This is a genomic window from Streptomyces sp. NBC_00259 (assembly GCF_036181745.1).
Lineage (GTDB): Bacteria > Actinomycetota > Actinomycetes > Streptomycetales > Streptomycetaceae > Streptomyces > Streptomyces pratisoli.
In genome coordinates this window covers 6,440,294-6,453,274 of the sequence record NZ_CP108080.1, presented here as the reverse complement: position 1 = coordinate 6,453,274, position 12,981 = coordinate 6,440,294, and the positions used below count along the sequence as shown (strand labels likewise).

The window sequence follows — 12,981 nt, the reverse complement described above, 5'->3', positions numbered from 1 at the left end:
GGCCCTTTCGTTTCGCTTCGGATGTGCCGGCCGGTCAGACCGGGTGGACGACGCCGGTCAGTTGCTCGGAGACGGACCAGAGCCGGCGCTGGTCCTCGGTGTTGTGGGACTTCTTGCTCGACGTGACGACCTCGGGGTGGCCGCGCATGCCGGTGATCCCGTCCGGCCCGTAGAACTGCGCGCCGCTCGCCCGCGGGTCGGTCGCGGCCCGCAGCGTCGGGAGTGCGCCGGCCGAGGCGTCCTGGGCGAAGAGGGGGACGACGACCCTCTCGAACAGCACGCGCACCGGCGGGCTGGAGTTGCGTGCCAGTTCGGTGCCCGCGCCGCCGGGGTGGGCCGCCAGGGAGATGGTGGCGTGCTTGCCGGCCAGGCGGCGCTGGAGCTCGTAGGCGAACAGCAGATTGGCCAGCTTGGACTGTCCGTACGCGCCGGTCCTGCTGTAGCCGCGTTCGGACTGGAGGTCGTCGAAGTCGATCGAGGCACGCAGCCGGTGGGCCTCGCTGCTGACGGTGACGACGCGCGAGCCGGGGACGGTGAGCATGTGGTCGAGCAGCAGGCCGGTGAGCGCGAAGTGGCCGAGGTGATTGGTGCCCAGCTGCAGCTCGAACCCGTCCGCGGTGGTGGACTTCGGCGTCCACATCACGCCCGCGTTGTTGATCAGCAGGTCGATGCGGTCGTGGCGGGCACGCAGCTCGGCGGCGGCGGTACGGATCGAGTCGAGCGAACTCAGGTCGAGCCGCTGGACGGTGACGGCGGCCCGCGGGGTCCTGGCGGCGATCCGGGCGGCGGCCTCACGGCCCTTGTCCGTGTTGCGCACCGCGAGGACCACATGCGCACCGCGCTCGGCGAGCGCCGCGGCGGTCTCGAAGCCGAGGCCGGTGTTGGCTCCCGTGATCACCGCGGTACGACCGCCCTGGTCGGGAATGTCGGAGGTGTTCCACTTGGTCTTCGCCATGGCCCCAATGTAGCCATCGCCAACAATGATGTCAACGCCAACATCGAGACCGCGAGGCCCCGCCCCGGTCAGGCGGGGCGCCGGTCCGCTCAGGCGGGGCGCCGGTCCGGTCGGACGAGGACGCGTCCGAGGAAGTCGCGGATGTACTCGGTGATGGGTTCGAGGTGGCTCTCCAGGGCGAAGTGCCCGGACTCGAGGAGGTGCATCTCGGCGTCCGGCAGGTCCTGGCCGAACGCCTCCGCGCCCGCGGGGCCGAAGATCTCGTCGTTGGCGCCCCAGACCGCCAGCAGAGGGACCTGGGAGTCCCGGAAGTACTGGTGCACCCGCGGGTAGAGGTCCACGTTGGTCGGGTAGTCGCGGAAGAGCCTGAGCTGGATCTCGTCGTTGCCCGGCCGGTCCAGCAGCGCCTGGTCGTGAACCCAGTTGTCGGGGCTGACCAGGGTGTGGTCGGCGACTCCGTTCACGTACTGCCAGCGGGTGACCTCGGCGGTCAGGGCGGCGCGCATCGGGGCTTCGGTCTCGGGCCCGGGCGCCTGCGTGTAGGCGAAGACGCCGTCCCAGAACGGCTTGACGAAGCCTTCGGTGTAGGCGTTGCCGTTCTGGGTGATGATCGCGGCGACGCGGTCGGGGTCCTACAGCGCCAGCCGCCAGCCGATGGGGGCGCCGTAGTCGTGCACGTACATCGCGAACCGGTCGACGCCCAGCTGCCGGAGCAGGCCGGAGGTGACCTGGGTGAGCGCGTCGAAGGTGTACGGGAAGTCCTGGAGGCTGGGCATCGCCGACTGGCCGAACCCGATGTGGTCGGGCGCGATGACGTGGTACCGGTCGGCGAGAGCCGGGATCAGCCGGCGGAACATGTGCGAGCTGGTCGGGAACCCGTGGAGCAGCACCACGACGGGTGCCTGGGGGTCGCCGGCCTCCCGGTAGAAGACCTCCAGGCCGTCGACGGTGGCGGTGCGGTGGTGGACTGCGGAAAGCATCTCTATAACCCCTCTCGTGAGTTTCAGTGGTTATAGGTCCAGTGAAGCCCGGCTGCTGTAACCTGTCAAGACGATTTGATCGATTAGAATCGACCGCGGCCCGAGGGGCCGCCACCCCACCCCGTCCGGAACCGGCCGCCCCGCTCAAGCCTCCGTCCGCCGACGGCCGTCGGCCACCGCAGCAGCCCCGGTCGAGGCCCCGCGCAACCCGCATCACGTAACCTGTCAAGCGAGTCAATACGGTTAGGAGGTGTCACCGTGACCGATCGTGAGCAGCAGGACGCGCTCGTGGAACTCCTCAACACGACACCGGTGGTCCGCGGGGTCGTCCAGGACCTGCTGGAGGACCCGGAAGCGGCGAGGGCCTGGCAGCAGGAGCACGGCGGCAGCGGCACCGCGGAAGAGCGCAGGCACCTTCTGCAGGTGCGCGACGCGCTGCAGGACGTGGTGCGCGGCAGCCGGCCGGCGGAGTCACTGGCCCCGTTCCTCACCGGCGTCACCTCCCGCCCCGAGGTCTCCGAGGCGGGGGTGTCCTGGCGACTGGAGGCCCCCGAGGAGCGCCGGACGGCGGTGGAGGCGGTGCTGGCCTGGGGCATGCTGCAGGAGACGGCACCCGGGCGGCTGCGACCGTGCGGCAACCCCGAGTGCCGGCGCTTCCTCCTCGACCGGAGCAGGACCAACAAGGGCCGCTGGTGCTCCATGGCCGTGTGCGGCAACAGGATGAAGGCCAGGCGCCACTACCAGCGCACCCGCGACGGCGCGACCGCGTAGCCGCCTGGACGTACGCCGGGAATCTCCCGGTATGCCGGGCATGAGGACCGCGGACTAGTATCGGGCGCAGCGCGGATCACAGCGCCATGAGGGGCTCTTCCGGCCGGTCACCCACGCAGGAGAACCGCAATGGCGACGCTGCTGTCTCTCAACGCAGGCATGCCGAAGGACGTCCCCTGGCAAGGGAGGACCGTCCACACCGGTGCGTGGAAGGCACCCGTGCGCGGCCCCCGGATGGTGCGGCGGCTGAACATCGACGGCGACGGCCAGGGAGACCTGGCCGGGCACGGCGGCGAGATGCGCGCCGTCCTCGTCTACCAGCTGCAGTCCTACCGGCACTGGCAACAGCACCTCGGCCGCGACGATCTGACCTTCGGGATCTTCGGCGAGAACTTCACCGTCGACGGCCTGCCCGACGACGAGGTGTGCATCGGTGACCGCTACCGCATCGGCGAAGCCGAGTTCGAGGTCACCCAGCCTCGCGTCACCTGCTACCGCGTCGGCATGCGCCTGGGCGAGCCCGCCATGGCATCCCTTCTGGTGGCCCACCACCGCCCCGGCTTCTATCTGCGCGTCATCACCGAGGGACACGTACAAGCCGGCGACGAGATCACCCTCGTCCGCAAGGGCCCGGAACACCTCAGCGTCGCCGACATCGACGCACTGCTCTACCTCCCGCACCGCGACCCCGCCACGCTGCGCAGAGCGCTGAACATCCCCGCCCTGAGCCCCGGTTGGCAGGAGTCCTTCCGTGAACTGGCGGACGCCGGGCGGCCCGGACGGGAACCGGGGTGGCCGGGCTTCAGGGCGTTGCGCGTCGCGCGCATCGTGCCCGAGACCCCCACCGTCACGTCGTTCCACCTCGACACCACCGACGGCACACCGCTTCCCGAAGCGCGCGCCGGCCAGTACCTGTCCATCCGCCTGCTCACCGGGGACGGCGCCCCCGCGGTGCGCAGTTACTCCCTGTCCTGCGCACCGGGGGCCGGCAGCTACCGCATCAGCGTCAAGCGCGAGCCCCACGGGCAGGTCAGCGGCTACCTCCACACGCGCCTGCGCCAGGGGGATCTCGTGGACATCGCAAGCCCCCGCGGAACCTTCGTACTCGACGAGGGGACCGGCCCCGTCGCCCTCTTCTCCGCGGGGATCGGCGCCACCCCCGTGCTGGCGATGCTCCACCGGCTCGCCGCTCTACGAGACCCACGCCCGGTGTGGTGGATCCACACGGCCCACGACCGCGCCCATCACGCCTTCGCCGCCGAGGCCCACGCACTCCTGGAGCAACTCCCCGACGCCCATGAGCACACCTGCTACACCGCGGGCGGTGAACCCGCCCCGCACACCGGCGGCCTCCACGTCGTACGGGGCCGCCTGACCGCCCGGTCGCCGGCGGAGCTGGGGATTCCCGTCGACGCCGACGCCTATCTGTGCGGGCCTCGCGCGTTCATGGAGGACCTCGGCGGCCATCTGCGCGCTCACGGCCTTCGGCCCGAGCGGATCCACACGGAACTGTTCGGCGCTCCGTCCGCCGTCAATCCCGGCGTCGCGCCGACCGCCGAGATCCGGCCGCATCAGCCACCCGGCCCCCCGGGGACCGGCCCCCTGGTCACCTTCGCCCGCAGCGGCATCACCACCCCCTGGTCACCGGCCCGTGCCACGCTCCTCGACCTGGCGGAGTCCTGCGACATCCCCACGCGCTGGTCGTGCCGTACGGGTGTCTGTCACACCTGCGTCACCTCGCTCGTCACAGGTGACACCACCTACACCACCGAGCCGCTGGAAGCCCCCGAGGCCGGCTCCGTTCTGATCTGCTGCAGCCGGCCGGCCACCGACGTCGTCCTGGACCTGTAGCCGGGGCCGACCGGTCTCCCGAGCGCCGGCGGGAGAGCGTGGGCGTGCGCACCCCGTCCCTGAGGCGCCCCTGAGCCGTCCCTGAGCCGTCCCTGAGATATCCCCGGTCCGCCCCCGAGATGGTCCGGATCGGTTTGACAGGCCTTCCTGACAGCTGTCAGCTTCTACTGACAGGTACCGATGAAGGGGGCGTGATGACCGGAGTACCGGCCCCGCACCCGACCGGGGACGAGCTGCTGAGGATTCTCGCGGCGCTCGGCAATCCGCACCGGCTGCGGATCGTCGCGGCGCTCGCCGAGGGCGGACGCAACTACGTCAGCAGGCTCGCCCGCGAGCTGGGCATCGGCCGACCGCTGCTGCACATGCATCTGCAGCGGCTGGAGGCCGCCGGGCTCGTCACGGGGTCGCTCGAGGTGTCGGAGGACGGAAAGGCCATGAAGTACTTCGAGGTCACCGCGTTCGCCCTCACCCTGACCCCGGGCGTCGTCGTGGAAGCAGCCCGGACGATCACCGACGAGGAGAAGGCAACCGTGAAGGAGACAGGGCGATGAGCGGAGACTGGGCGGGAGCGGTCGGCGCCGGTGGTGTCTTCCTCTTCCTGATCGTGGTCGCGTGGCAGATCGCCGCGACCTGGCGGGCCAGGATGCTCGCGGCCCGCGAGGAGCAGTACAAGCAACTCGCCGCGAAGTACGCCGCGTTGCTGGAGGACAACGTCGAGCTGCACCGGCGCACGCTGGAGGAGCTGACGCAGGCCCGCATCTCGATCATGTCGATGGAGAAGATGATGCGGTCCATCGAGTAGCCCCCGGCACCGGCACCGGCATCACGGGCACGGTCGCTCACCGGACACCACGTACCGCGCGCCGCTCGCCGCCTGCCGCATGGCACACACCGTACGTACGGCCGGGAGGGCCAACTCCCGGCCGTACTCATGGAGAACAGATCCCAGGCAGCACCACCCCGTCACTCCGCGGCAGGCAGGTCGGCAAACCGTCACGCCGCGGTGCGGGTTCCGTGCGCCACGAACTCCACTCCCAGGAGACTACTCATGAACGCGCTGCTCACGCGTGTGGCCGTCGCCCCCGGCGGCCACCGCGGCAAATGGCTCGTCCTTCTCGCATGGCTCGTCCTCGCCGTCGCCCTCGGCCCGCTCGCGGGCAAGGTGGGCGAGGTCGAGGACACCGGCGCCAACGCATTCCTGCCGCGCGGCGCCGAGTCCGCGCAGGTCAACACGGAGCTGGAGAAGTTCCGTACCGACACGGTGATGCCCGCCGTGGTCGTCTACACCGGCGAGGGCGCGGACGCGAAGGCCGCCAGTGACCGTGCCGCCTTCGCGGAGTTCGCGGCCGAGGGCGAGCGGATCCCGCCGGCCGTTCCGTCCCGGGACGGCGAGGCGCTGATGACCGTCGTGCCGCTGTCCACCGAGGACGCCGACATCACCGCCAGGATCGACGAACTCCGTGAGATCGCGGGCGCCAACGCACCACCGGGTGTCGAGGTCGCCGTCGGCGGTCCCGCCGGGGCTCTCACCGACCAGGTCGCGGTCTTCGCCACCCTCGACTCGACCCTGATGATCGCCACCGCACTCGTCGTGGCCGTCCTGCTGCTGATCACCTACCGCAGCCCGGTCCTGTGGCTGTTCCCCCTGCTCTCGGTCGGCCTCGCCGCGGTCCTCACCCAGGCGGGCACCTACCTGCTCGCGCGGTACGCCGATCTGCCCGTCAATCCGCAGAGTTCGGGCATCCTGATGGTGCTGGTCTTCGGTGTCGGTACGGACTACGCGCTGCTGCTGATCGCCCGCTACCGCGAGGAACTGCACCGCCACGAGGACCGGCACGAGGCGATGCGGCTCGCCCTGCGCCGCTCCGGGCCGGCGGTCCTGGCCTCCGCCGGCACCATCGCCGCCGGCCTGGTCTGTCTCTCCCTCGCCGATCTCGACTCCTCGCGCTCCATCGGGCTGGTCGGCGCGGTCGGCGTGCTGTGCGGCTTCCTCGCGATGGTCACCGTTCTGCCGGCGCTGCTCGTGATCACCGGCCGCTGGGTGTTCTGGCCGTTCGTACCGGCGTACGGCACTCCGGCCCGCAAGGCCCGCACGGTCTGGTCCCGTATCGGAGCCGCCGTCGCCCGCCGTCCTCGCTGGTCCTGGATGATGTCCGTCGCCGTCACCGGCGTCCTCGCGCTCAGCGCCGCCGGGATCAGCATGGGCCTGCAGCAGTCCGAACTGTTCCAGGACAAGCCCGAGTCGGTCCTCGCCCAGGAACGGATCTCCGCGCACTACCCGTCGGGCGCCTCCGATCCCGCGAGGATCGTCACGCGCGCGGCCGCCGTCACCGAGGTGCGGGCCGCGGCCTCCGGGGTCGACGGCGTCGCCCGTGTCGAGGACGGCGAGCGCACTCCCGACGGTGAACTCGCCACCCTGTCCGTGGTGCTGAAGGACGTCCCCGACAGTGAGGCGGCGAAGGGCACCGTCGACGACCTGCGCGCGGCCGTGCACGGGGTCGACGGCGGTGACGCGCTCGTCGGCGGCACCACGGCGCAGACCCTCGACACCCAGCGCGCGAGCGACCGCGACCTGAGGACGGTCATCCCGGTCGTGCTCGCCGTCGTCCTGCTCGTCCTGGTCTGGCTCTTGCGCGCCCTGATCGGTCCGCTGCTGCTGCTCGGCACCGTCGTGCTGTCCTTCTTCGCGGCGCTCGGCGCCTCGAACCTCCTCTTCGAGCATGTACTCGGCCATGCGGGAGTCGACTGGTCGATCCCGCTGCTGGGCTTCGTGTTCCTCGTGGCGCTGGGAATCGACTACAACATCTTCCTCATGCACCGCGTACGGGAGGAGACCGGTCGTCTCGGCCACAGCCGTGGCGTACTGGAGGGTCTGACCAGCACCGGAGGCGTCATCACCTCGGCCGGTGTCGTCCTGGCCGCCACCTTCGCGGTCTTCGCCGGGCTGCCGCTGGTCACCATGGCCCAGATGGGCGTCCTCGTCGGCGTCGGCGTCCTGCTCGACACCTTCCTGGTCCGCACCGTCCTGGTCCCGGCCCTCGCGCTCGACCTCGGCCGCTGGTTCTGGTGGCCCGGCCGTCTCTTCCGCGACCTGGCCCGGGAGCCGGGCGCCACGCGTGCATGGCCGTCGCCGCCGGGTGACGCGGCTGCCACGCCGGACGGCACCGCTTCCACACCGGGCGGCACCGCTTCCACGCCGGACGGCAGGGCCGTTCGGCCGTAGGGCCTCGGTGACGGCCGGACCCCGCCCGGGCGCGCCCCCGGGCGGGGTCCGACGTGCCGTACCGGTCCGGTACCCGGGGCACCGAGCACGGACGTACCGGAGTTTCCGGCGCTGGTGGTACGGAGCCTCAGTGCGCCGCCACCGAAGCGCCGGGAGCCGTGTCCCCGGTCGTCGCGGGCGCCGTGACGGCCGCGGGCTCCAGGACCCGCTGGGCCAGATGCCCGAGGATCAGGCCGAGGGCGGTCCAGAGCAGGGCCTGGACGCCCAGCGAGGCGAGCCGGAACTGCCACAGGACGTCGGCCGGGAAGTCGTGCGGGATCGGGTCGCCCGCCGGGAGGAAGGCCAGGGCGAGCCCCACGGCCACGGTGAAGACCGCACAACCGGCGACCGTGGCATACCAGTTGCCCCAGCGTGGGGCGAGCTTTCTGCCGAGCAGTACCGCCCCGACGGCGAGCAGCACCCCGAGGGCGATCATGAGGAAGTACAGGGCGGTGCGCTGGTTCAGGGTGTCGGGGTCGCCGACGGCGGGCGGGTTCGCGGGGTACTTCAGGAACGGCACCAGGGCCACCGTGACGAAGCCGCCCAGGGCGACGAGGGCAGCGGTGGCGCGGGACCGGAAGGCCCCGACGCGTCCCAGGGCGAAGCAGAGGGCCAGGGCGGTGATGCCGCCGAGCGCCGTTCCGTAGACGAGGACGGCGGTGGCGAGACCGGCGGTCGACTGGACGGCCCTGCTGACCAGTTCTTCCGCCGGGTCACCGCCGTGGCCGTGCGCGTGGGACGCCGATTCCTCGACGGCTATCGCGGCGTCGACCTGGGGTTCGCCGATCAGGTAGGCGAGGCCGAAGGCGAGCAGCCCGGCGAGCACGCCCGCGATCATGCCCCGGACCAGGAGGGTCCGGACGGTTGCGGAGTTCATGTGTGTGTTCCGCTCCGTATCAGTGGCAGGGGAAGCCGAGCAGATGGCGGCCGTCGTGCACCCACTCGTGGACGCTCTCGCCGGAGAAGACGGAGAAGGCGCCCTGTTCGGCGCCGACGAAGTACAGCAGGACGAGCATCAGCAGTCCGAAGAAGGCCGCCCAGGGGACGATGGCCCGGATCGGGAGCTTGGCCACGGCGGGCGGGGAAACAGGAACTGCGACGGGCGTGATGGCGGACTGGGCCATGCCGGTACCTCCTCGGGAACACGCGTCCCGCATCGTGTGGAGCATGCGACGACGGCTGCGGGTCTGACTCGCCCTGCGGTCCGCCCAAGAGGGGTTGGGGCCGCCTGGCACACAGTGGCGCGACCGTGCCGGTTTCTCACCGGTCTTCCGAGAGCGCCGTCGTCCTTTCGGGGAGAGGGTAGCGGCCCCCGCATCTCGCGCCAATACCGCCTGTGAGCAGCGATCTTCATCACAGTGACGATGCGGGTGCCGTCGTAGGATCCGGGCGGGCACCCGGTGCGGTGCCCGCTGCCGCACGGGGAGGTTTCCGGCCATGTCCATCCGGCTCACACTCTGGTGTGCCGCTGCGGGGCCCGCGGTGCGTGAGGCGCGGTTCGGGGACGGTCCGCTCGACGCACGGGGCAGCGGCGAGGCGCGTACCGCCGCGGCGGCACTGCCCCCGTTCTCCGCGTGCTTCCGCGGTCCCTCGGTGCGGTGCGGACAGACCGCGCAGGCCCTCGGCCTGGCGGCCACGGCGGAAGAGCGCCTGCGTGACCTGGACTTCGGGACCTGGCAGGGCCTCACGCTCTCCGAGGTCGCCGCCGGCCATCCCGAGGCGCTCGCGGCCTGGGCCACCGATCCAGGGGCCGCACCGCACGGCGGCGAGTCCGTGCGGACGTTGTGCGGACGGGTCGGCGGCTGGATGGACGCCCTCGGGGAGGACGCTGGGCGCGTGCTCGCCGTCGTCGAACCCGCGGTGGTCCGCGCGGCGGCCGTGCACGCGCTCGCCGCGCCCCTGACGGCGTTCGGGCGCGTCGACGTACCACCGCTGTCCGCGCTGACCCTGACAGGCCGGTCCGGGCGCTGGAATCTGCGGCTCGCGGCGGCGGCCTCTTCCGGATGACGAGGCGGCGAGCCGGTGACCGCACGTGTCCGGCTCGTCATGTCTGGTTCTGATTTCAATCAGACAGGACAGACCTGCTCCGATCAGGCCTACTGGAAGGGAGAGGTGTCCGGCTTCCGCCGTGTGGCCCGACAGGCACGGCTGCGCCGGGAAACGCAGACACAACCGACGATGGACTGCAGTGACTGCAGGTGAAAACCGATGGTGTCGTGGATCGACGAACAGAACAGCGCTTTTGACCATGTGATTCCCCGGAGACGCGCCAGGGCCGTCGGTCGCTACGTCCTGGGAGAAGTGTCGTGACCGGCAAGAGCGTTGGGGCGACGGTCAGTACCGAGGAGCGGCTCGCCGAGGTGCTGGCCGGTGTGGTGGACACCGAGGAGGTGCCGCTCGACAGCAACTTCTTCACGGATCTGGGGGCCGATTCCCTGGTGATGGCGAAGTTCTGCGCCCGCGTCCGCAAGCGCGACGACCTGCCCACCGTGTCCATGAAGGACATCTACCAGCACTCCACGATCGAGAGCCTGGCCGCCGCCTTCCCCGACACCGCCCCCGCCCCACCACGGACCGACACCCCGTCCGGCGCCGCGTCCGGCGTGGAATCCGGCGTGGAGTCCGGCGTGGAGTCCGGCGCCGGCACGCAGACGCTGCTGGCCGAGGTGCTGGCCGGCGTGATGCGGACCGAGCGGGTGCCGGCCGACGGCGACTTCTTCACCGACCTCGGCGCCGATTCGCTCGTGATGGCGAAGTTCTGCGCCCGCGTCCGCAAGCGCGACGACCTGCCCACCGTGTCCATGAAGGACATCTACCAGCACTCCACGATCGAGAGCCTGGCCGCCGCCTTCCCCGACACCGCCACGGCCCCACCACGGACCGACGCCCCGCCCGGCGCCGCGGCCGACGTGGAATCCGGTCCGCAGACGGGGCGGACGTCCGGGACCGGTGCCTGGCGTTACGTCCTGTGCGGTACGGCCCAGCTGCTGACGTTCGTCGGCTTCTCCTGCCTCGGCACCCTCGCCCTCCTCCGCGGCTACATGTGGATCGCGGCAGGCTCCGGGACGGCCGACGTCTATCTGCGGGCGGTCGCGTTCGGGGCAGTGATCCTCCTCGGGCTGTGCGCCCTCCCCGTCGCGGCCAAGTGGATACTCATCGGCCGCTTCACCCCGCGGAGCATCCCGGTGTGGAGCTTCGCCTACCTGCGTTTCTGGTGGATCAAGACGCTCATCCGCACCAGCCCGGCGCGACTGTTCGTCGGATCACCGCTGTACGTGCTGTACCTCAGAGCCCTCGGTGCGCACATCGGCAAGGGCGTCACCGTGCTCACGCGCTTCGTTCCGGTCTGCCCCGACCTGATCACCATCGGTGACCGCACGGTTGTCAGAAAGGACGTGCTGTTCTCCGGCTACCGGGCGCACGACGGCCGGATCGAGACGGGCACGCTCACGCTCGGCAGGGACGTGACCGTCAGCGAACAGGCCGTCATCGACATCGGGACGTCGATGGGCGACGGATCCCAGCTGGGCCACGCCTCCTCCCTTCACTCGGGGCAGACGGTGCCGCCCGGTGAGGCGTGGCACGGGACACCGGCACGGCCGTCGAGCGTCGACTACCGGGCTGTCGGGCCCGTGGAGTGCGGCACGCTGCGCAGGGGCCTGTACAGCCTGTGGCGAGTGATGGCGATCGTGCTGATCTACCTGCCGCTGACGGTGGCCGGTGTGGACCTGCTCCTGACCCTCCTGCCGCAGCTGAACGCGGTGGTGTCCGCCGGACCGCCGGTCTTCACGAGCCTGGCGTTCTTCCTGGAGACGCTCGTCGCCTCCCTGGTCGTCTTCTTCGGCGGCCTGCTCGTGGGACTGCTGACGGTGAACACGGTGCCGCGACTGCTCAGCCCGGTGAACAAACGCGGCAGGATCTATCCGCTCTACGGATTCCACTACGGCGTCCAGCGGGCGGTCACCCGGATGACCAACATCAGGTTCTTCACCACGCTGTTCGGGGACAGCTCCGCGATCGTGCACTACCTGAGGTCCCTCGGCTACGACCTGGGCCGTGTCCAGCAGACCGGGTCGAACTTCGGTCTGCTGGTCAGATACGACACCCCCTACCTGAGCCGGGTCGGCAAGGGAACGATGATCGCCGACGGCCTGTCGGTCATCAACACCGACTACTCCAGCACGTCGTTCCGCCTCTCCCCGGCCACGATCGGTGCGAAGAGCTTCCTCGGCAACAACATCGTCTACCCCCCGCGCGCCAGGACCGGCGACAACTGCCTGCTCGCGACGAAGGTCATGGTCCCCGTCGAGGGACCGATGCGCGAGGGCGTCGGCCTGCTGGGCTCACCGAGCTTCGAGATCCCGCGCACCGTGCTCCGCGACAGCAGGCTCGACCACTTCGGCCGGGGCGAGGAGCTGCGCCGCCGGCTCGCCGCCAAGAACAAGCACAACGCGCTCACCGCCGGCCTGTTCCTGCTGACGCGATGGCTGCACTTCTTCGCGCTCGCGCTCATCGCCATGGTCGCCGTGGATCTCTACCACGTCTTCGGCGCCGTGGTGTTCGCCCTCTCGGGCCTGCTCTCACTGGCGTTCAGCGTCGGCTACTTCGCGCTGGTCGAATGGGCCTCCATGGGATTCCGCCGGCTCAGGCCGCTGTACTGCTCGATCTACGAGCCGGCCTTCTGGGCGCACGAACGCTTCTGGAAGCTGGGGGCGATCCACGTCTACATGCAGATCTTCAACGGCACCCCGTTCAAGGCCATGCTCTGGCGCCTGCTGGGGATGAGGATCGGCCGCCGGGTCTTCGACGACGGCTGCGCGACGGCCGAGCGCACCCTCGTCGGCATCGGGGACGGCTGCACCCTCAACGCCGGGACCGTCATCCAGTGCCACTCGCAGGAGGACGGCGCCTTCAAGTCCGACCACATCAGCATCGGGGCGAACGTGACGCTCGGCGTAGGCGCGTTCGTCCACTACGGGACCACGGTCGGCGACCATGCCCAACTCGGCGCCGACTCCTTCCTGATGAAGGGCGAGGAAGTGCCCGCCCAGGCCCGGTGGAGTGGAAACCCGGCCACGGCCCTCGTCGCGAGTGATCGAGCCACGCCGGAGAGGCATCAGGGCGAAACAAGAGAGAGCTTCACGGACTCATGAGGCAGGCGC

At 70.7% G+C, this 12,981-nt stretch carries 10 protein-coding genes and 1 pseudogene; 7 read left to right on the top strand and 4 right to left on the bottom strand.

Annotation, left to right across the window (positions count from 1 at the left end; genetic code table 11):
• Positions 1–34 precede the first annotated feature (34 nt).
• Both OG766_RS28950 and OG766_RS28945 read right to left on the bottom strand, forming a co-directional pair.
• Positions 35–955: an SDR family NAD(P)-dependent oxidoreductase gene (locus OG766_RS28950; RefSeq protein ID WP_328726544.1), complete on the bottom strand. Its 921-nt coding sequence runs from the start codon at positions 953–955 to the stop codon at positions 35–37.
• A gap of 89 nt (positions 956–1,044) precedes the next feature.
• Positions 1,045–1,935 (bottom strand): annotated as a pseudogene (locus OG766_RS28945) (alpha/beta fold hydrolase).
• A 258-nt stretch (positions 1,936–2,193) separates the two neighbouring features.
• Between OG766_RS28945 and OG766_RS28940 the strand changes: the two are divergent.
• From OG766_RS28940 to OG766_RS28920, 5 genes are all read left to right on the top strand, one after another.
• Positions 2,194–2,706 (top strand): CGNR zinc finger domain-containing protein, encoded by a 513-nt coding sequence (locus OG766_RS28940; protein WP_266387233.1) that lies wholly within the window; start codon positions 2,194–2,196, stop codon positions 2,704–2,706.
• Between the two features lie 129 nt (positions 2,707–2,835).
• On the top strand, positions 2,836–4,557 hold the full coding sequence (locus tag OG766_RS28935; RefSeq protein ID WP_328726543.1) for an MOSC and FAD-binding oxidoreductase domain-containing protein: 1,722 nt from the start codon (positions 2,836–2,838) through the stop codon (positions 4,555–4,557).
• A gap of 194 nt (positions 4,558–4,751) precedes the next feature.
• Positions 4,752–5,108 (top strand): ArsR/SmtB family transcription factor, encoded by a 357-nt coding sequence (locus tag OG766_RS28930; protein WP_266387238.1) that lies wholly within the window; start codon positions 4,752–4,754, stop codon positions 5,106–5,108.
• Complete coding sequence (locus OG766_RS28925) at positions 5,105–5,359, top strand: hypothetical protein (protein WP_266387241.1); 255 nt, start codon at positions 5,105–5,107, stop codon at positions 5,357–5,359. The genes OG766_RS28930 and OG766_RS28925 overlap by 4 nt, the downstream gene beginning before the upstream one ends.
• Positions 5,360–5,605: 246 nt before the next feature.
• Positions 5,606–7,780 carry an MMPL family transporter gene (locus tag OG766_RS28920; protein WP_328726542.1) on the top strand — a complete coding sequence of 725 codons (2,175 nt, stop codon included), beginning with the start codon at positions 5,606–5,608 and terminating at the stop codon, positions 7,778–7,780.
• A 127-nt stretch (positions 7,781–7,907) separates the two neighbouring features.
• Here OG766_RS28920 and OG766_RS28915 read toward each other — a convergent pair whose 3' ends face one another.
• The gene (locus tag OG766_RS28915; protein ID WP_266387246.1) at positions 7,908–8,696 is read right to left on the bottom strand and encodes a CbtA family protein; all 789 of its coding nucleotides are present in this window, start codon (positions 8,694–8,696) and stop codon (positions 7,908–7,910) included.
• A gap of 19 nt (positions 8,697–8,715) precedes the next feature.
• Positions 8,716–8,943, bottom strand: a complete 228-nt coding sequence (locus OG766_RS28910) for a CbtB domain-containing protein (protein WP_266387249.1) — start codon at positions 8,941–8,943, stop codon at positions 8,716–8,718.
• 313 nt (positions 8,944–9,256) lie between these two features.
• Here OG766_RS28910 and OG766_RS28905 point away from each other — a divergent pair, with 313 nt between their 5' ends.
• Both OG766_RS28905 and OG766_RS28900 read left to right on the top strand, forming a co-directional pair.
• Positions 9,257–9,826, top strand: a complete 570-nt coding sequence (locus OG766_RS28905; protein ID WP_266387251.1) for a histidine phosphatase family protein — start codon at positions 9,257–9,259, stop codon at positions 9,824–9,826.
• 299 nt (positions 9,827–10,125) lie between these two features.
• Positions 10,126–12,972 (top strand): Pls/PosA family non-ribosomal peptide synthetase, encoded by a 2,847-nt coding sequence (locus OG766_RS28900; RefSeq protein ID WP_328726540.1) that lies wholly within the window; start codon positions 10,126–10,128, stop codon positions 12,970–12,972.
• Positions 12,973–12,981: the final 9 nt, after the last annotated feature.

What these genes read in the sequence shown, in the direction of transcription:
- OG766_RS28915 (WP_266387246.1), bottom strand. Translation starts at nt 8,696, where the DNA reads ATGAACTCCGCAACCGTCCGGACCCTCCTGGTCCGGGGCATGATCGCG.
- OG766_RS28935 (WP_328726543.1), top strand. Translation starts at nt 2,836, where the DNA reads ATGGCGACGCTGCTGTCTCTCAACGCAGGCATGCCGAAGGACGTCCCC.
- OG766_RS28905 (WP_266387251.1), top strand. Translation starts at nt 9,257, where the DNA reads ATGTCCATCCGGCTCACACTCTGGTGTGCCGCTGCGGGGCCCGCGGTG.
- OG766_RS28910 (WP_266387249.1), bottom strand. Translation starts at nt 8,943, where the DNA reads ATGGCCCAGTCCGCCATCACGCCCGTCGCAGTTCCTGTTTCCCCGCCC.
- OG766_RS28930 (WP_266387238.1), top strand. Translation starts at nt 4,752, where the DNA reads ATGACCGGAGTACCGGCCCCGCACCCGACCGGGGACGAGCTGCTGAGG.
- OG766_RS28925 (WP_266387241.1), top strand. Translation starts at nt 5,105, where the DNA reads ATGAGCGGAGACTGGGCGGGAGCGGTCGGCGCCGGTGGTGTCTTCCTC.
- OG766_RS28920 (WP_328726542.1), top strand. Translation starts at nt 5,606, where the DNA reads ATGAACGCGCTGCTCACGCGTGTGGCCGTCGCCCCCGGCGGCCACCGC.
- OG766_RS28950 (WP_328726544.1), bottom strand. Translation starts at nt 955, where the DNA reads ATGGCGAAGACCAAGTGGAACACCTCCGACATTCCCGACCAGGGCGGT.